The 19,095-nt window shown below is 51.9% G+C and carries 18 protein-coding genes; 5 read left to right on the forward strand and 13 right to left on the reverse strand.

Annotated elements, in window-relative coordinates:
* Positions 1-17 precede the first annotated feature (17 nt).
* From K5621_RS11345 to yceD, 10 genes are all read right to left on the reverse strand, one after another.
* Positions 18-497, reverse strand: coding sequence for an acyl-CoA thioesterase (locus tag K5621_RS11345; RefSeq protein ID WP_100143990.1), 480 nt, complete (start codon positions 495-497; stop codon positions 18-20).
* A 70-nt stretch (positions 498-567) separates the two neighbouring features.
* A complete protein-coding gene (locus K5621_RS11350; RefSeq protein WP_100143992.1) occupies positions 568-936 on the reverse strand; it encodes a hypothetical protein in 369 nt (122 codons plus the stop codon).
* A 158-nt stretch (positions 937-1,094) separates the two neighbouring features.
* Positions 1,095-2,333 carry a beta-ketoacyl-ACP synthase II gene (gene fabF / locus K5621_RS11355; RefSeq protein WP_100143993.1) on the reverse strand — a complete coding sequence of 413 codons (1,239 nt, stop codon included), beginning with the start codon at positions 2,331-2,333 and terminating at the stop codon, positions 1,095-1,097.
* Between the two features lie 191 nt (positions 2,334-2,524).
* The gene (acpP, locus tag K5621_RS11360; RefSeq protein ID WP_006081231.1) at positions 2,525-2,758 is read right to left on the reverse strand and encodes an acyl carrier protein; all 234 of its coding nucleotides are present in this window, start codon (positions 2,756-2,758) and stop codon (positions 2,525-2,527) included.
* A gap of 163 nt (positions 2,759-2,921) precedes the next feature.
* The gene (fabG, locus tag K5621_RS11365) at positions 2,922-3,668 is read right to left on the reverse strand and encodes a 3-oxoacyl-ACP reductase FabG (protein WP_100143995.1); all 747 of its coding nucleotides are present in this window, start codon (positions 3,666-3,668) and stop codon (positions 2,922-2,924) included.
* Between the two features lie 10 nt (positions 3,669-3,678).
* Positions 3,679-4,605, reverse strand: a complete 927-nt coding sequence (fabD, locus tag K5621_RS11370) for an ACP S-malonyltransferase (RefSeq protein ID WP_221049279.1) — start codon at positions 4,603-4,605, stop codon at positions 3,679-3,681.
* Between the two features lie 129 nt (positions 4,606-4,734).
* The gene (locus tag K5621_RS11375; RefSeq protein ID WP_100143997.1) at positions 4,735-5,694 is read right to left on the reverse strand and encodes a beta-ketoacyl-ACP synthase III; all 960 of its coding nucleotides are present in this window, start codon (positions 5,692-5,694) and stop codon (positions 4,735-4,737) included.
* A gap of 9 nt (positions 5,695-5,703) precedes the next feature.
* Positions 5,704-6,732 carry a phosphate acyltransferase PlsX gene (gene plsX / locus K5621_RS11380; RefSeq protein WP_100143999.1) on the reverse strand — a complete coding sequence of 343 codons (1,029 nt, stop codon included), beginning with the start codon at positions 6,730-6,732 and terminating at the stop codon, positions 5,704-5,706.
* Between the two features lie 15 nt (positions 6,733-6,747).
* Positions 6,748-6,918: a 50S ribosomal protein L32 gene (gene rpmF, locus K5621_RS11385; RefSeq protein WP_025009546.1), complete on the reverse strand. Its 171-nt coding sequence runs from the start codon at positions 6,916-6,918 to the stop codon at positions 6,748-6,750.
* 16 nt (positions 6,919-6,934) lie between these two features.
* Entirely contained in the window at positions 6,935-7,459 is a 525-nt protein-coding gene (gene yceD / locus K5621_RS11390) for a 23S rRNA accumulation protein YceD (RefSeq protein ID WP_100144001.1), read from the reverse strand.
* Positions 7,460-7,734: 275 nt separating this feature from the next.
* Here yceD and K5621_RS11395 point away from each other — a divergent pair, with 275 nt between their 5' ends.
* On the forward strand, positions 7,735-8,382 hold the full coding sequence (locus K5621_RS11395) for a Maf family protein (protein ID WP_221049280.1): 648 nt from the start codon (positions 7,735-7,737) through the stop codon (positions 8,380-8,382).
* Between the two features lie 199 nt (positions 8,383-8,581).
* Positions 8,582-9,535 (forward strand): PAS domain-containing protein, encoded by a 954-nt coding sequence (locus K5621_RS11400; RefSeq protein ID WP_221049281.1) that lies wholly within the window; start codon positions 8,582-8,584, stop codon positions 9,533-9,535.
* Between the two features lie 95 nt (positions 9,536-9,630).
* Here the strand turns inward: K5621_RS11400 and K5621_RS11405 are convergent, their stop codons facing one another.
* Together K5621_RS11405 and rluC are read right to left on the reverse strand one after the other, a co-directional pair.
* Positions 9,631-10,275, reverse strand: coding sequence for an HAD-IA family hydrolase (locus K5621_RS11405; protein ID WP_221049282.1), 645 nt, complete (start codon positions 10,273-10,275; stop codon positions 9,631-9,633).
* A 21-nt stretch (positions 10,276-10,296) separates the two neighbouring features.
* Positions 10,297-11,262, reverse strand: a complete 966-nt coding sequence (rluC, locus tag K5621_RS11410) for a 23S rRNA pseudouridine(955/2504/2580) synthase RluC (RefSeq protein WP_221049283.1) — start codon at positions 11,260-11,262, stop codon at positions 10,297-10,299.
* A gap of 588 nt (positions 11,263-11,850) precedes the next feature.
* Here rluC and rne point away from each other — a divergent pair.
* The gene (gene rne, locus K5621_RS11415) at positions 11,851-15,324 is read left to right on the forward strand and encodes a ribonuclease E (RefSeq protein ID WP_221049284.1); all 3,474 of its coding nucleotides are present in this window, start codon (positions 11,851-11,853) and stop codon (positions 15,322-15,324) included.
* Positions 15,325-15,462: 138 nt separating this feature from the next.
* Positions 15,463-17,022 carry a SulP family inorganic anion transporter gene (locus tag K5621_RS11420; RefSeq protein ID WP_100144013.1) on the forward strand — a complete coding sequence of 520 codons (1,560 nt, stop codon included), beginning with the start codon at positions 15,463-15,465 and terminating at the stop codon, positions 17,020-17,022.
* A 58-nt stretch (positions 17,023-17,080) separates the two neighbouring features.
* On the opposite strand, the gene K5621_RS11425 is transcribed toward K5621_RS11420, so the two are convergent.
* Complete coding sequence (locus tag K5621_RS11425) at positions 17,081-17,998, reverse strand: bifunctional methionine sulfoxide reductase B/A protein (RefSeq protein WP_221049285.1); 918 nt, start codon at positions 17,996-17,998, stop codon at positions 17,081-17,083.
* Between the two features lie 219 nt (positions 17,999-18,217).
* Between K5621_RS11425 and K5621_RS11430 the strand changes: the two genes are divergently transcribed.
* A complete protein-coding gene (locus K5621_RS11430; RefSeq protein ID WP_093983065.1) occupies positions 18,218-19,057 on the forward strand; it encodes an isopenicillin N synthase family dioxygenase in 840 nt (279 codons plus the stop codon).
* Positions 19,058-19,095: the final 38 nt, after the last annotated feature.

The raw sequence follows: 19,095 nt of genomic DNA on the forward strand, positions 1-19,095 counted from the left end.
GCTCTTGAAATCAACACTTAAGGATGAACGTGCGCTTCCATTTCCGCGCCGATTTTCTTGCGCATTTCCATCAACTTGATAGCCGAATCCCTAAGCTCAATGTCCCTTGCCGATGTCGGCTGCCATTCGGGCACAGGCGTTGGTTTACCTTCATCATCTACCGCTACCATAATGACGATACAGTGAGTGGTCAGCTGGCGCTCGGAATTCTTGGGATCACCAGCCTTTACGTCCAAACCTATATGCATGGAAGTGCTGCCGGTATAGATCACCTTGGCACTCACCTCCACTATATTGCCCACATGTATGGGTTTAACAAATCTGATCCCACCGGCGTAAACCGTGATGCAGTACTTACCACTCCAACCGGCCGCACAGGCATAGGCCGCCAGGTCAATCCACTTCATTACGGCGCCGCCGTGTACCTTACCACCAAAGTTGACGTCTGCGGGCTCGGCCAAAAACCTCAGGGTTATCTGTCTCTCTGTTCCTGCCATGGGTTCCTCTCATCAGGCTTGGCGGTCTGCTGACCGCACCTGGCTGAGAGTGTACGCGAAAATTTCGCAATCACCCAAACTTACATACCAGGAAACTTCCGCCAATCACCAGAGGTAAGGCCAGCCGATAGATCCACAACTGCACCTTGTCATTGATAAACCGAGATAGTTGAAAAAGTGAATAAATGCCCATCGCCAGTAGGAAGATGCCTAGCACCTCTACCCCGGCTACTACATCAGTCCCCTTCCCGGCATACACAGCCGCAGTCAGCAAGGCAAACCAGAGCACAGTATAGGCGGCAATAGCCAAACTGAAAGTGCGAACACCGATTTCCATCGCAGGTTGCCAACGACGACTTTCGCCCCTGACTAACTCGGTTAAATTAGCCGCAATCGCTCCGACCACGGCCATAACAGGAAACATTGCAGGATTGAGCATAGTGAAAACTCCAGAATCATTTGGCAGGATTCTGGCGCTATATTCAAGGAATGCCAATAGAGATGAACAAAGGTTAATTCTGGGTTTAGTTTTAGAATATGACTAACTGATTTTAAAGATAAAAAAAGCGCCATAAGGCGCTTTTTCAAGAGGTAATCTTAAACTCGCTTCAGCAGCAAGGAGCCATTGGTGCCACCGAACCCAAAAGAGTTACAAAGCACATGTTCCACCTTGGTCTGACGTGCGGTATGGGCAACAAAGTCCAGATCGCAACCTTCGTCCGGGTTATCCAAGTTAATGGTAGGCGGAACTACCTGATCCTTGAGGGCCAACACGGAGAAAATAGTTTCCACCGCACCGGCAGCACCGAGCAAATGCCCTGTCATTGACTTGGTGGAACTCACCATCAGCTTGTAAGCATGATCGCCAAAGATAGACTTCACTGCTGCCGCTTCGGCCTTGTCACCTGCTGGAGTCGAGGTACCGTGAGCGTTGATATAATCTATACTTTCGGGTGCCAGATTGGCATCTTTCAAGGCATGGCTCATCGCCAGGGCTGCGCCGGCACCATCGGCTGGCGGCGAGGTCATATGGAAGGCATCGCCGCTCATACCAAAACCAATCAGTTCGGCATAAATCTTGGCACCGCGAGCCTTGGCATGTTCATATTCTTCGAGCACCAACACTCCGGCGCCGTCGCCAATAACAAAACCATCTCTGTCTTTATCCCATGGGCGGCTGGCCGCCTGAGGATCATCATTTCGAGTAGACAAGGCCTTGGCCGCAGCAAAGCCACCCACGCCCAGAGGACAAGTGACATCTTCAGCGCCACCGGCCACCATCACATCGGCATCGCCATAAGCTATGGTACGGGCTGCGAAACCTATGTTGTGAACCCCTGTGGTACAGGCGGTTGTCACCGCAAAGTTAGGGCCTGTCATGCCGTACATGATCGACAAATGACCAGCAATCATGTTGATGATGGTGCTGGGTACAAAGAAGGGGGAAATTTTACGTGGGCCACCGGCCATCAAGGCGCTGTGGTTTTGTTCAATCAACCACATGCCGCCCATACCGGCGCCGATAGCGGTTCCGACTCGGGTAGGATCTTCTTTATCCATCTCCAATCCGGAGTCACGCATGGCCTGAATGCCGGCAGCCATACCATACTGAATAAAGAGGTCCATCTTGCGGGCATCTTTACGGGACAGGTACTGCTCTACGTCAAAATCTTTGACTGAGCCTGAAAAACGGGTGCTGAATTCGCTGGCATCAAACTTGGTGATTGGCGCTATACCGCTCTGACCTGCAAGTAGGGCTTGCCAACTACTGTCCACTGTGTTGCCGACCGGGGTCACCAGACCCAGGCCAGTGATAACGACTCGACGTTTAGTCACTGTGTCCACCTTAGATTAACGGGTGAGTTATCATGATAGGCTAAGCCGCTGCAGCCTACCATTGCCTCCGGCAGCAGCCGAATGGGTCACAAGACACAATAATGCACGGCTGATACTGGTACAACCAGAAACTGACGGGGCAAAAACAAAAACAGGCGGCAATTATGCCGCCTGTTTTCTGGAATTCTGGATTACTGATTCTTGGAAACGTAATCGATCGCTGCCTGAACGGTAGTGATTTTCTCAGCTTCCTCATCAGGGATCTCGGTATCAAACTCTTCTTCCAGAGCCATAACCAACTCAACAGTGTCCAGAGAATCTGCACCCAGATCGTCTACGAAAGAAGCTGCTGGCTTAACGTCTTCTTCTTTAACGCCCAGTTGCTCTACGATGATTTTCTTTACACGTTCTTCGATGTTGCTCATTAGTTTTCTTTCCTATTCAAATTACGCACTTGCGTAAGATTGCGAGTAGTTTATTAGATTTGACCAACATTGCAAGCCTAGAATTCGTGGTCTAACCACGATTTTAGGCCCTCAATTGCTGCAGATCACCACCCAATTGCGACAGTATCCCTGCCATTCGCCCTTAAACCATATACATCCCGCCATTTACATGCAAGGTTTCCCCTGTGATGTAAGCAGCGGCATCCGAGGCCAAAAAGAGCACGGCGTTGGCAATTTCCTGTGCCTGACCCAAGCGCTCCATTGGAACCTGGGACATGATGGCCTGTTGCTGATCTTCTGTCAGCTCATCCGTCATATCTGTCTGGATAAAACCAGGAGCAATAGCATTAACTGTAATTTGACGAGATGCAACCTCTCTGGCGAGAGATTTTGTAAATCCGATCAAACCGGCTTTGGCCGCAGAGTAGTTCACTTGGCCTGCATTGCCCATGGTACCTACCACAGAGCCAATATTGATGATACGGCCATGACGTTTCTTCATCATTGAGCGCATCACTGGCTTGGATAACCTGAAAAGAGATGTCAGGTTAGTGTCCAGGATATCCTGCCACTCATCCTCTTTCATCCGCATCAATAAATTGTCGCGGGTGATGCCAGCATTGTTTACCAGAATATCAACATCGCCGGCTTTTTCTTTGATCGAGGCATATAAATTTTCAACAGATTGTGGATCTGTGACATTCAGCACCAAACCCTGGCCCTTATCGCCCAGATAAGCCGAGATAGCTTCGGCGCCACGCTCACTGGTTGCAGTACCAAATACTGTGGCACCAGCTTCGGCCAGCGTGGTGGCAATCGATTTGCCAATGCCACGACTGGCGCCGGTAACCAGGGCAATCTTGCCGGTTAAGTCTAATGTTACGCTCATGAAAAGCTCCTTATTCGATCAATGCAGCCAGAGAAGCGGCATCGTTGACAGCCTTGGCTGTAAGGGATTTGTTAATGCGCTTGCAAAGCCCGGTCAAGACTTTACCTGGCCCCACCTCATAGAGCTCTGTGACCCCCATGGCCGCCATGGCTTCCACGGTTTCGGTCCAGCGCACCGGGCTGTAAAGCTGACGCACCAAGGCATCGCGGATATCAGCAGCATCTTGAGGCTGGGCGACATCCGCATTGTTAATCACGGGGATTTGTGGCTGATTAAACTCAATGTCACCAAGTGCGATAGCCAGTCGATCGGCGGCGGGCTTCATCAAGGCGCAATGGGACGGCACGCTCACAGGCAAGGCAACCGCCATTTTGGCACCTGCGGCCTTACAGGCTGCAGCGGCGCGCTCAACTGCGGCTTTTTCACCAGCAATTACCACTTGGCCTGGGCTATTGTAGTTAACTGGGCTAACCACAGCGCCTTCGGCGCTGTCTTTACAGGCCTTGGCAATGGCGTCGTTATCCAGGCCTATGATGGCAAACATGGCTCCTGTTCCGGCAGGAACTGCTTGCTGCATCAACTGACCACGCAGTTCAACCAACTTAACGGCATCGGTAAACTTGAGCACCCCGGCACACACTAGCGCCGAGTATTCACCCAAACTGTGACCTGCCATCACGTTGGGAGCGGCTTTGCCGGCCGCTTGCCAGGCGCGATACAGGGCGACACTTGCGCTCAGCAAGGCTGGCTGGGTCTTGTCAGTCTCGTTAAGAGTTTCGGCCGGACCTTGCTGAACCAGTTGCCACAAGTCGTAACCCAGCACGTCACTGGCCTCACGAAAAGTCTCGGTCACTACCGGATAGTGTTCAGCGAGATCGGCAAGCATGCCTACAGCCTGAGAACCTTGTCCCGGGAACACGAAAGCGAAGTTTTCCATATTCATTTACCTATGATTGCAGGCAGCAAAGCAGATGTTGCTACCCGAGTCCACTGATCTGCCCGGCAGATCAACTTGTATGCATTGAAACGGCCCACTCACTTGTGCAAAGAAAGCAGGCGCTGAATATCAGAAGCGAACCAAGGCGCTACCCCAGGCAAAACCGGCACCGAAGGCTTCTAACAGCAGGAGTTGCCCGCGTTTGATGCGGCCATCGCGCACCGCCTCATCCAGTGCAATCGGCACTGAGGCTGCTGAGGTATTGCCATGTTTGGCCAACGTCAGCACCACTTTATCAAGACTCATGTCCAATTTCTTGGCTGTGGCATTGATAATGCGGAAATTGGCTTGATGTGGCACCAGCCAATCTATTTCTGACTTGTCGACGTTATTCAATCTCAGGGTTTCTGTCACGACATGGGACAATTGAGTCACGGCGACCTTGAAGACATCATTGCCCTTCATGGTCATAAAGCCCACGGCTTCGGAGGTTTCTCCGGCTCTGGGTGGAAAAGCACATTTAAGCAGTTCCCCATGACGACCATCGGCGTAAATATGGGTAGAGATGATCCCCGGCTCTTCACTGGCGCCCACCACGGCGGCACCTGCGCCATCACCAAAGAGAATAATGGTGGTTCTGTCTTCCGGCTCACAGAGTCTGGAAAGCACATCGGCACCTATTACCAGCACTTTCTTGGCCGCACCGGTTTTTACAAACTGATCGGCAACCGACAGCGCATAGACAAAGCCGGAGCATGCGGCAGCGACATCAAATGCTGGGATAGTATGAATCCCCAACATGGCCTGTACTTCACAGGCGGCTGCCGGAAAAGCATTTGCTGCACTCGTGGTACCGCAAATAATCATATCGAGTTCACTGGCTTCGATGCCTGCCATTTCAATGGCCTTCAGCGCCGCCTGATAACCCATAGTGGCAACCGTTTCACTGGCATCAGCGATCCGACGCTCAGAAATACCCGTACGCTCAACAATCCACTGGTCACTGGTTTCCACCATTTTTTCCAGATCTTGATTGCTACGCACCTGCGCCGGCAGGTAACTGCCAGTTCCAAGAATTTTTGTATGCATAAGGAGAAATCAGCTGTTTATATCTAAAAGTATCGACTCGAGACGCTGCTTGATCATCTCAGGGAGTCGACGTCTTGCTTCTGTAACTGCCAAGCTAATCGCTTGTAAATAGGCAGTTTCATCTGCATTCCCATGGCTCTTGACAACTATTCCGCGCAATCCTATCAGACTTGCACCATTATAGTGGTCGGGGTTCATTTGTTTGAGCACGCTTTGAATACTGGGAGCCAAAAATTTGGCCAGCAAGCGTACAAAAAAGCCTCGGGTCAGCCCTTCCTTAAGCTGATGTATCAAGAGTCTGGCAATGCCTTCTGAAGTTTTCAGGGTAATATTACCGACAAAACCATCGCAAACGATCACGTCCACAGTTCCACGGTAAATGTCATTGCCCTCAATAAAACCTTGATAATTGATTTGGGGGGTATGCTGCAGCAACTGGGCAGCCTGCTGCACCTGATCGTTGCCTTTGATCTCTTCACTGCCGACATTGAGCAGCGCAACCTTGGGTCTGGGTTGTTTGGTCACCGCCTCACAGAGGACTGAACCCATGACAGAAAACTGAAACAAGGTATCGGAATCACAGGACACATTGGCCCCGAGATCCAGCAGATAGACTGGCTTATGGTTGATCGTCGGCAGACAACTGACCAAAGCGGGTCTGTCTATGCCCGGCAGTGTCTTAAGCACTACCTTGGCCATGGCCATCAAGGCGCCGGTGTTACCTGCGCTGACACACGCCTGAGCCTCACCTTTATGCACAGCATCCAGCGCCCGACGCATGGAGCTGTCACGCCGACAACGCAAAGCATGCACCGGTCTGTCGGACATACTAACCACTTCTGTGGTATGCCTGAGTTCAATTCTATCGGTAATGTCTTGCCCGGATTGGGCTAAGTACGGCTGTATCTGGTCTTGATCACCAACCAGAATAAACCTGAGATCTGGATATAATTTAAGTGCCTGCAGGGCTGCAGGCACCGTCACGTGGGGGCCATGGTCGCCACCCATCGCATCTAACGCAAGCGTCAGACTCGTCATAAGACAATCAACAACTTACTTGTTGATTACCTTTTTGCCACGGTAGAAACCGTCAGCAGTCACGTTGTGACGACGATGCAGTTCACCGCTGGTAGCGTCTACAGACAGCTGAGCAGTGCTCAGTGCATCGTGTGAACGGCGCATACCGCGCTTTGAACGAGATTTTTTATTCTGTTGTACAGCCATTGATCTGTCTCCTGGATTACTTGCTCTTCAGTTTTTCTAACACTGCAAACGGATTTGGACGCTCCTCTTGAGCGGCTTCAATCTCGCCTATGGCCACATCCTTGGAACCTGTATGACATTCATCTATGTCATGGGTAGGTATCAAGGGCATAGCCAGTATCAATTCATCTTCAATCAATTGATGCAGACGAACTTCGCCAATTTCATTGCACTCAATAGGGTCATACGCATCCGGGAGCTCATCGATTTCAGCTTCATTCCGACAAGGACTGAAACTAAACTCGACCGTAACCTCTGTGGTAAATAGTGTCATGCAGCGTTGACATAGCAGAGTGAGCTCCGTCACAGCCTTCCCTTTCAGGTAGACTATCCCCTGTAAATCCACACCACACTCAATTGACACTGTCACATCGGAACAGTCGCCGGCACATAATTCATTCAATCGCTTCAGTTGCGTACCAGGAACAACACCTCGATAGTTAAGGCGGCTGGTCGCAGCACGAATAGGATCAATTGAAACCGGTATCTTTACTGTTTGCATAAGGCGCGCATATTATAGTTTGAAACCGCCGGAGTCAAAGGAAAAATGATGATGCGGCTCGCAAAGGAAATAAAACCTTTGCTCTCCCCGTCATCATAGATCTGTTCCAACGGGTTCGAAATTGACGGACGCAGAATTCTACCCAAGCACAGGACTCTTCACAAGCCGTTGCCGCGCAAAATAAAGCCATTCATCTCATCCCCAAGCCACTCTTGCCAGGCATTGGCAAATTTGGCGACAATATCCCCCTCTCACATCGCTTTGGAACCCAAGACATGACGCAACCAGATGGCCAAATACAGGCTGCCGTCTCACCTAATCAACTTCAACTGATTTTAGCCTCAACCTCCAGCTATCGAAAGGCACTATTGGCAAAATTAGGTTTGGCGTTTGAGTGTGTGGCTCCCGATGTGGATGAAACGCCCCGGCCAGAAGAAACCGCCTTTGATTTGGTCAAGCGTCTGGCGGCAGCCAAAGCGCAGGCCGGGGCAAAGCAGTTAAGCAACGCACTGGTGATAGGTTCAGATCAGGTCGCTGTGGTTGACGGTCAAATCGTCGGCAAGCCTCTGACTGAAGAGAAAGCCTGCCAGCAGTTGCTGGCCGCCTCGGGGAAAAGCATTACCTTTTATACCGGGCTAGCGCTCTATAACAGCTGCAGCGGCCAAACTCAGGTGGAAGTCGAACCTTTTATTGTGCATTTCAGAAACCTGAGCCAAGATGAAATCATCGACTATGTTCGCCGCGAGCAACCACTCTGGTGTGCTGGCAGCTTTAAGTGTGAAGGCTTGGGCATCGCCCTGTTTCGGGCCCTCGAAGGACGGGATCCCAATACATTAATAGGTTTACCCTTAATCCTGCTCATCGAAATGCTCTCCCGTCAGGGTATCAAAGTATTGGGAAATTCCGCTTCGCCCGTAAGCTAACGCGTTAAGTCGTTGAGCCATAAGAACTCCTTTTTTAATCGGCTAGCCCGCGGCATGTTAATAAAACATGCCGGTTAATCAAGCGCGCCTAAACCTTACCCCAATTAAGAAAATCGACTGTGCGTTACGACCGCTTTCGCCCTACACTAATAACAATTAATCAACATACCTCTTTTAATGATAACGAGTAGAGTGAAAGATGACAGATATCGAAGAAGCCTTGGCTCTACTGGCAGCCCCCTGCACTGATAAACGTTTTTTTCAGCGGGCACTACGCGCTCTCGCCTTAGTGACCCAATGTCGCTGGGCCGGTTTTGGCCGAATCAAAAACGATTCCCGAGGCGAGGTCATCGCCTTTTGTGACAACAAACAGTCTCTGCCTACTTTTGAATTTGAATGGTTTGGCTCTCCCTGTGAATCCCTCTATCAACAGCAGGCCTCCAGCACTCATATTCTTCACGCCCGTGATCTGCAGAAACGCTTTCCCCATTTTGCCTTGATCCGTGAGATAGGCGCCCAGAGTTATCAGGCCGAGTTGATCCTCGGCAAAGATGGCAAACCGATCGGGCATATTTTTGTACTCGATACCCTCCCCCAAGCTGAGAATGCCAAATCAAAGGAGTTTTTCAGGATCTTGGCTCAGCGTATCGGCCTCGAATATCACAGAATGTTGGTCAATCGCGAGCTCGCCATGCACAAGCAGATGGTAGCCACTACAGATCATCTACTGGCATTTATCGGTACCGACTATTGCTACCGTATGGTTTCAAAAGGGTATGAACAGCTTTTCAATCGCCCTAAAGAAGAGATAATAGGTAAGCATATTACCGAGCTGCATGGTGTGGAGGCATTCGAGAAGAAGATCCGGCCGCTGCTTGAGCGAGCCTTGAACGGTGAAACGCTGGAAGCCAATCGCTGGTTGCACCCACCACATCTGACCATACCGTTGCTGATGAGTGTACGCCATTCCCCCTGCATCAACGATGCCGGTGAAATTTGTGGTGTCATAGTCTCATCGCACGACATCACACGTCTGTCGGCACTGGCATTGTCCAGCCTGGGCACTGAAGCTTTTAACTTGGGTACAGAGCCCCCAAACACAAAAAAACTGAGCACAGAACTGGGCCAAGAGTTAAAAATCGCCAACACTTGAAATGACGCTCCACCTTTTCCATAGAATAGAGCAAGCAAAAGGCCCGCAGATGCAGGCCTTTTAAGAATATGCTTAGATAAAGATGCCAATGAAGATCACAGATAGTGCAATAGCCCCAATGGACTATCGATAATGGCCTTTGGCGCCGCCTCATGTAAGCGTTCGCGACTATGAGCACCATAACTGACCCCAATGGCATCCATACCGGCATTGGCCGCCATATTGAGATCGTGTACCGAGTCCCCCACCATCAAAGCTTTTTCTGGCGCTATTTTTAATTCAGCCAATAGCTGTTGCAGCATATCTGGGTGGGGTTTACTTCTCGCCTCATCGGCACTGCGACTGGCATGAAAAAACTCTCCAAGTCCAGTTTCCAGCAGTACGCGTTCAAGGCCGGCTCTAGCCTTACCTGTCGCCACCGCCAGTAGATACTTCTCACTGCGAAGCTGTGATAGCAAAGTCGGCGTTTCACTGAATAGTGGACTCGGCGTAGTATCTAGTTGCAAGAACTGCTGCTTATATTCCTCTCTGAGCGCCTGATATTCGCCGACACTTCCCGCTGGATAGAGGCATTGCAGGGCCTCTGTCATCGACAGACCAATAATGTCGCGCACAGCCTGCTCCGAAGGGATAGGCAAGGACATTGCCCTTGCCGTATTTTCCATACAGCGGACAATCTTGCCAATCGAGTCCATCAGGGTGCCGTCCCAATCGAATATCAGCAGCTCATATGCCTTCATGGCCTGTTTCCCTATTTCTTTCTATACCCGAGTGAGTTTGTCCAACAACTCAAGCAGTACAGGATCCAGGGGAGCCTGCACTGTCATTTCAGTCTCTGTGTCCGGATGAGTAAACTTAAGTTGCGCCGCATGCAGAAAAAGGCGATTTAACCCGAGTGCCCGCATGCTATCATCAAACTTCTGCTCACTGTACTTTTCGTCACAGGCAATGGGATGACCGGCATACTGGCAGTGTACCCGGATCTGATGAGTGCGACCGGTTACCGGACTCGCCTGCACCAGTGTCGCACCGTCATAACGCTGCAAAATTTTGAAGCGGGTTTCAGAGGCTTTGCCTTCGGTATTCACCCGCACAATACGTTCACCCGATTTGAGCGTCAGCTTCAGCAGTGGCGCCTTAACCACCTTGTCGTGCTTTTGCCACTCACCGCGGACCAGCGCCTGATAGTCTTTTTGCATCTGCTTATGTCTGAGCTGGTCATGCAGGTGCTTTAACGCGCTACGCTTCTTGGCGACCAAAAGCACCCCGGAGGTGTCTTTATCCAGACGGTGTACCAACTCAAGAAACTTTTGTTGCGGCCGCAGCGATCTCAGCGCTTCTATCACGCCGTAATCCACACCACTGCCACCGTGCACGGCGATGCCGGCCGGTTTATTCAGTACCAGAATATGCTTGTCTTCAAAAAGAATTCTGTCTTCTAGGCGTGATACCCGCTCAAGATTGGCGGATGGCGCAGTGCGATAGTTCTCTTCACTGACCCTAACCGGCGGAATTCGCACCTGGTCACCTTCGGCCAACTTATATTCGGGCTTTATCCGCTTCTTGTTGACCCTGACTTCGCCCTTGCGCACTATGCGATAGATCATGCTCTTGGGTACGCCTTTGAGCTTGCTGAGCAGAAAATTGTCAATACGCTGGCCAACATTGTCTTCATCAATGGTCACCAGGCGAACTTGCAGATTGGGTGATGAGGTCTCGTTATTCATAACACTTATGTTGCGGTTCGGGGCGCGCTATTGTACAACATGTCGAGGCTTTTGATTGCCGATTTTTTTGAATTCAGCTATATTTCAGCGGCGAACCCTGAGTGTTGTTGGGCCATAGCTCAATCTATGAACGGTTCGAACAGTGGAAAACGCTTGAGTAATGTCTGACCTCCGAGGTCGCAAATAATTGATTTGCAAACCGTATATAAAAGAACACTACTGAAAAAATTGTTTTTACGGTTAAACCTGGATGGAATTACGAAATTCAGACTACTTTCAAGCCGCCACTATGCTGTTTTCGAAAGTTAATGTTAACTCGTCATCAAACGACAAGGCTCGACTTCGGCATTACCGGATTATTATTAAAGAATTTATGGGGTTGGTTGATGTTTTACAACGAATTCCTTGTTTTTGTAATCATTGAAAAATAAGCCATAAATAGGATGCGACACGCAGCGAATGCGTCTAACAGCAATGCGCACCTCCCAGCCTGGAGGAACGCCGAGAGGCGTCACCCGAATGAGACCAGGCCCGTAATGCAGCGACCTGTACGTTTGATGACCTCTTATTAAGAAGAATGACGTCATCATGAAACGGATGTTAATCAATGCGACTCAATCCGAGGAGTTGCGTGTTGCCCTGGTTGATGGGCAACAGCTCTATGATCTGGATATCGAAAGCCCAGGCCATGAGCAGAAGAAAGCCAATATTTATAAAGGTAAAATCACCCGCGTAGAACCCTCTCTGGAAGCGGCTTTTGTTGACTATGGCGCCGAGCGCCATGGCTTCCTGCCACTGAAAGAGATCGCTCGCGAATACTTCCCCAAAGGTTACTCCTTCCAGGGTCGTCCCAGCATTAAAGAAGTGGTCAGTGAAGGCCAGGAAGTCATAGTTCAGATAGATAAAGAAGAACGTGGTAACAAAGGCGCCGCCCTGACCACCTTTATCAGTCTGGCCGGCTCTTACCTGGTACTCATGCCCAACAACCCTCGCGCAGGTGGTATCTCCCGCCGGATTGAAGGTGATGAGCGCACTGAGCTGAAAGCGGCCATGGAAAACCTGGAAGTGCCCAACGGCATGGGGCTGATTGTCCGCACCGCTGGTGTTGGCAAGGCTGCCGCCGATCTGCAGTGGGACTTGAAGGTATTGCTGCACCATTGGACAGCGATTCAGGAAGCGGCCGAGAGTCGCCCTGCTCCTTTCCTGATTCATCAGGAAAGCAATGTTATCGTTCGCGCCATCCGTGACTACCTGCGCCGTGATGTAGGCGAAATTCTAATCGATCACCCACAAATTTATGCCGATGCCAAACAGCATATCGCCTTGGTACGTCCTGATTTTGTCGACAGAGTCAAGCCCTACTCATCTGAAGTGCCGCTCTTTACCCACTATCAGATTGAGTCACAGATAGAATCCGCATTCCAGCGCGAAGTCAGACTGCCTTCCGGCGGCTCCATCGTTATCGATCCCACCGAAGCGCTGACCTCAATCGATATCAACTCCGCCAGAGCCACCAAGGGCGGCGATATCGAAGAAACCGCACTAAACACCAACCTAGAAGCCGCCGACGAGATTGCCCGTCAGTTGCGTCTGCGCGACTTGGGCGGCTTGGTGGTTATCGACTTCATCGATATGACTCCGGTTAGACACCAACGCGAAGTGGAAAACCGTCTGCGTGATGCCGTTCACCATGACCGTGCCCGAGTACAATTGGGCCGTATTTCCCGCTTCGGTTTGATGGAAATGTCCCGTCAGCGTCTGCGTCCGTCTCTGGAAGAGTCTGCCGCTCACATCTGCCCTCGTTGTAACGGTCAGGGTACCATTCGTGGTACCGAGTCACTGGCGCTGTCGATTCTGCGCCTGATGGAAGAAGAAGCCATCAAGGAAAACACCTCTCAGATTGAAGCCATAGTGCCCGTTGATGTCGCGGCTTACCTGCTGAACGAAAAGCGCAAGGCCATACGCATCACAGAGCAGCGCCATGAAGTTGAAGTTTATGTGATCCCGGATCCACATATGATGACCCCGAACTACCGTGTGGTACGTCATCGCAAGGACGATGAGATCTCTGAAGTCAGCTACCAGCGTGTAGACGAGCCGGAAAACAAACTGTATGAACCACGTAAACTGGAACGTGCAGCCGCACCTAAGCCAGCACTGAGTGGTTTTGCTACACCTCTCAAGCAGGAAACTGCCGAAGCACCGCAGACAGCCAAACCGGCGGCAAAAACCGCAGTGGTTGAAGCAGCCAAGCCCGGAATAATTTCCCGTTTCTTCGCCGCCCTGGGTGCCATCTTCTCCTCTTCCGAGCCACAAGCCGGCAAGAAGCAGGAAAAGAGCACTAAAGACAATCAGGAAGGCAGCGGCCAGAACAACCGCCGTAACCGTCGCAATGACCGCAACGACAGACGTCGCAAGAGTGGTGATGACAAAGACGGTAACCGCGATTCACGCAGTCGCAACCGTAAATCGGCCACTAACGAGCGCCCTACCCGTGATAAAGACGAGCAAGGCAACAAGCGCCAGGCAAACGACACCGGCAAGCCAACCCGTGGTGACCGCAGCGACAAGGCTCCCAAGTCTGAAGCTTTGGATGAACGCAAGAGTCGCAGCAAGGCCCGTGACGAAAGCGAGCAGGAACCAAAACAGGAAGCCGCCCGTGAGCGTCGCCAACGTCGCAACCTGCGTCGTAAGGTGCGCATTGAGGCCAGCGATGCACAGGAAGCCGTTGACAATACAGCAGAAGCAACCAGCGCCGAAGTGAAAGCCAGCGCCCAGGCCAAATCTGAAGTAAAGATCGAGGCAAAAACCGAGGCCAAGCCAGTTCGCACCAAAGAGAGCGATGCCAAGGATAACGCCGAGCAAGCTGACAAGCCGCGTCGCAACCGTCGTAAGCCTGCCGCGGCTCAGGCTGAGTCCAAGGAAATGGAAGTTCAGGCCGAAGTTGAAGCCAAGTCAGAAGCCAAGAGCGAAACTGCTACCGAGCTGAAGGCTCAAGAGTCAACTCAGGTAGCTACCGAAGTTCAAATCGCTGAAACCCAAGTTGCTCCTAAGGCGGAAGACACTGTGGTTAACGGTGAAACTCACCAAGCAGCCATTGCTGAGCAAACAGTTGCAAACAGTGTTCAAAATGACGTTGAAGCCATCGAAGGCACTGAAGAAGGTGATAAACCCAAGCGTGAAGGTCAACGTCGTAGCCGCCGCAGCCCTCGTCATCTGCGGGCAGCCGGTCAGCGTCGCCGCCGCACTGAGCAGGAAGGCGAAGAGTCTGAAAGCACTGAAAAGGCAAGCACTGAAAAAGCAGCCTCTGAAGTAGCAAATAACGCTAAAGAAGAGGTTGTCGCCGAGGCATCAGCGCCCGCCGCTGCCGTTGAAGTCGCCGCTGAGCAAGCAAAGCCTGCCGACAAAGCTCAAGAGCAAGCACAAGCTGAACCTCAAGTTGTTGCCAAGCCGACTCCCCAGGTTGAAACCAAAGCTGATGTAACTACCGAAGCTCAGGTTGAGACAAAGCCTCAAGCCGAGGTCGCTGCCAAGGTAGAAATCGTTGCCGCTGCAAAAGCCGCCGAGGTAGAGGTAAAGGCTGAGCCCAAAACAGCGGAAGCCGAGCCAGTGACAGCGTCTGAAGCCAAAGCTGAGAAAGCTGAAGTTGCAAAAGCTCAACCAGTCGAAGCTGCGCCATCAAAAGCGGCAGAGAAAGCGAGCGAAGCACCCAAGGCAAAAGCTGCTGAAGAGATTGCATCCAAGCCCAAGGCAGAAACTGCATCGGCAAGCGTCGCCGCCTCTGCCCCTATGGCCAAGCCGGCTGCAATCAGCCGCCCTGCGCGTCAGGCAAGCAATGAAGCCAAGGAAAGCCCAGCAGCAACACCTGCAACAACCCAGGCAAGCGCCGCACCAAGAGTCAGTCGCTTCAGCACCATGGTTGGCTCAGATACAACCAAGCCACAGGTGGATCAACGTGCTCACGTTGAAGTGCCCAAAGGCCGTGAGTATCAGGCCAATGGCGAAACCGCGCCACGCAAGAGCCATGGTAACAGCGCCGAGTCAGATATGGCCCGTCCCTGAACCTAAGTGTTGCTGAGAAAAACCATGCCCTCGGGCATGGTTTTTTTATTTTGATCTGCTTCACACTTCTGTCACAACAGAAATTTTGCTAGTATGCACAACTTTGTTTTTAACCCTCAAGATGGGATCCCAAGCTGAATGTTTGAACTGATACGCCATAAAACCAGCAGTCACAAGGCGGATATACTCTCCGGCCTAACGGTTGCTATGGCGCTGGTGCCCGAAGCGGTAGCCTTTGCCTTCGTTGCTAAAGTAGAACCTATGGTGGGCCTTTATGCCGCCTTTATTATGGGACTGATCACGGCCCTCATCGGCGGCCGTCCCGGCATGATCTCAGGCGCCACCGGCGCGATGGCCGTGGTCATGACCAGTCTGGTGGTGTCCCACGGAGTCAGCTATCTGTTTGCCGCCGTGGTGCTGGCCGGGATAATTCAAATTACCGCCGGAGCACTGCGTCTTGGCAAGTTCATTCGCATAGTGCCTTATCCTGTAATGATAGGTTTCGTCAACGGCCTGGCCATAGTCATATTCCTGGCGCAACTGGGGCAATTTCAGGTCAAAGTCGGCGAAGAGGAGATGGCCTGGCTACCCGGTGCCGATATCTGGTTGATGCTGGCGCTGATAGCCATGACCATGGCTATCATACATTTTCTGCCTAAGCTGACCACAGCCGTGCCGTCATCCCTGGTAGCCATACTGGCAGTAACCGCTCTGGTGGTGGGCCTGGATTTGGATACCCGCAACGTGCTTGATTATTTGCGCAATATGAGCGGTAACCCTGAGGCAACTATCGCCGGCACACTGCCAAGCTTTGCCATTCCAGCAGTGCCCTTCAATCTGGAAACCCTTTATATCATAGCGCCCTATGCCGTTATCCTGGCAGCTGTTGGCCTGATTGAATCTCTGCTGACTCTGACAGTGGTCGATGAGATGACCCAAACCCGCGGCCGTGGCAACAAGGAATGTGTCGGCCAAGGCGTGGGTAACGTCACCAGTGGCTTTTTCGGTGCCATGGGTGGCTGCGCCATGATTGGTCAGTCGATGATTAACATCAACTCAGGGGGCCGCGGTCGTCTTTCCGGGATCACCGCCGCTCTCACCTTGCTGTGCTTTATTCTGTTTGCCGCCGCCTTTATCGAGATGATCCCGCTGGCCGCCTTGGTCGGGGTCATGTTTATGGTGGTACTGGGAACCTTTGAGTGGGCCAGCTTTAAAGTAATGCGCAAGGTGCCCAAGCACGATGCCTTTGTTATTGTGCTGGTGACTGTGGTGACGGTATTTACCGATCTGGCGATTGCGGTATTTGTCGGGGTGATAGTCTCTGCGCTGGTATTTGCCTGGGAGCATGCCAAACAGATCAGTGCTCATAAAAGTATAGATGCCAACGGTTGGGCGGTTTACCGCCTCAATGGCCCACTGTTTTTCGGCTCGGCGGCTTCGTTCCTTGAGTTGTTTGATGCCAACAATGACCCTAAGGATGTCGTGGTCGACTTCCAGTCATCCCGGGTCTGTGACCACTCGGCTCTCGATGCCATAGACACCTTGGCCGAGCGCTATGTGAACCAAGGCAAACGCCTGCATCTTCGTCACCTTTCCAACGACTGCAAGCAGTTGCTGCACAAGGCCGGCGATCTGGTGGAAGTCAATCTGATTGAAGATCCCAGATACAAGATTGCCGACGACAAGTTGGACTCGTAAATTGACACTGTCCAGACCATAAAAAAACGGCAAGCTGAGGCTTGCCGTTTTTTCTATTCTACTTCAGCTTGGCACTGAAACGCCGTCGCACCTTATCCAGCTTGGGTTTGATCACCAAGGCACAATAAGGCTGCTCACCATGAAGCGCAAAATAGTCGTTATGATAGTTCTCCGCCGGATAGAAACCATCAAAGGCGGTCAACTCTGTCACTATCGGCGCGCTAAAGACACCTTCCTCATCCAGCGCCTTAATCATGGAGGACGCCGTCTCAATCTGCTTATCCGAGTGCGCGAAAATCACCGAACGATACTGAGGCCCCACATCGTTGCCTTGGCGATTCAAGGTGGTGGGGTCATGACTGGCAAAGAATACCTCCAACAGCTCGGCATAGCTGATGACAGTGGGGTCAAAAACTATCTGCACCACTTCGGCATGGCCGGTTGCGCCGCTGCATACCGCCTTGTAGTTGGCATCTTTTGCCGCGCCGCCGGCATAGCCGGAAGTCACTTGCATAACCCCGGCCAAGCTTAAAAAAACCGCCTCTGAACACCAAAAACAGCCGCCGCCCAGGGTGGCCGTCTCCAAACGCTTTTCAGTTGCCGGCTGCAAAGCCTCGGCATCATCTATGGCCTCAAAGACCATGGAGACAGAATTGACGCAATGTCGCAAGTTCTTGGCCGTTAACCCCTCTCCTTCAAACACATGTCCCAGATGACCACCACATTGACTGCAGACGATTTCGGTTCTGCGGCCATCGGCGTCGGGTATCCGGGTGACGGCGCCGGAGATTTCATCGTCAAAGGCGGGCCAGCCACAATGGGCATTGAATTTATGCTCGGACAAATACAAGGGGGCGCCGCATTTACGGCAAAGATATCGCCCCTTGGCATTGTGTTGATACAGCTCTCCACTGAAAGGGCGCTCAGTGCCTTTTTCCTCGATGACATAACGCTCAAACTCGTTCAGGGGTTTCATTTAACGCTCCTCGATTACTCTGCGTAACCCATAAGACCCGAATAGCTGCAATTACCCTTCACTCAAGTTACTCAGAGCCATAAAGGTGACCTGGATCACTTTACGTTGCCCCTATAAAGACATCAAGGTAGACTTGCGCCCGGGTCACCCGACTGCCAACAAAATGTCCATAGAGACACGAGTATCGGGTCAATAAAAAATAACCAAGATAAGATGATGATGAAACTGGAAACCATAGACTATCGCGCCGCAGATGCTGCCGAGCGCTTTGTAGAGTCCCTGCGCAGCACCGGCTTTGGCGTGTTGCGCAACCACCCTATTTCACAACACTTGGTGCAGGATATCTACCGCGACTGGCAGGAGTTCTTCAACAGTGAAGAAAAGCTGGCCTTCATGTTCAAGCCGGAAACCCAGGATGGTTTCTTTCCGGCGAGCATTTCAGAAACCGCCAAAGGCCATACGGTCAAAGACATCAAAGAGTACTTTCACGTCTACCCCTGGGGCCGCATTCCAGAGCAATTGCAAGACAATATCCTCACCTACTACCAAGAAGCCAATGCACTGGCCGCCGAGCTTCTGGATTGGGTCGAGGCGCACTCGCCTGCCGAGGTGGCAGCCAACTATCGCACTGCGCTGTCGCAAATGATAGCCAATAGCCACAAGACGCTACTGCGGGTACTGCATTATCCGCCAATGACGGGTGATGAGACCCCGGACGCCATTCGCGCCGCCGCCCATGAAGATATCAACCTGCTTACCGTATTGCCCGCCGCCAACGAGCCCGGGCTGCAAGTGCAGAGCCTCGACGGGGAATGGCTGGATGTTCCCAGCGATTTTGGCAACCTTATCATTAACATAGGCGATATGCTCCAGGAGGCTTCCGCCGGTTACTTCCCATCGACCACTCATAGGGTGATCAACCCGGAAGGCGCCGATATGAGCAAGTCGCGGATCTCACTGCCGCTGTTCCTGCATCCTCGTCCCGACGTTGTGCTGTCAGAGCGCTATACCGCCGACAGCTACCTGATGGAGCGCCTGCGCGAACTTGGGGTTATCTAGCGCCTGCGGGCGCTTTTTTCAGTTCGGAATGCTACAAT

The sequence above is a fragment of the Shewanella carassii genome (assembly GCF_019670705.1).
Lineage (GTDB): Bacteria > Pseudomonadota > Gammaproteobacteria > Enterobacterales > Shewanellaceae > Shewanella > Shewanella carassii.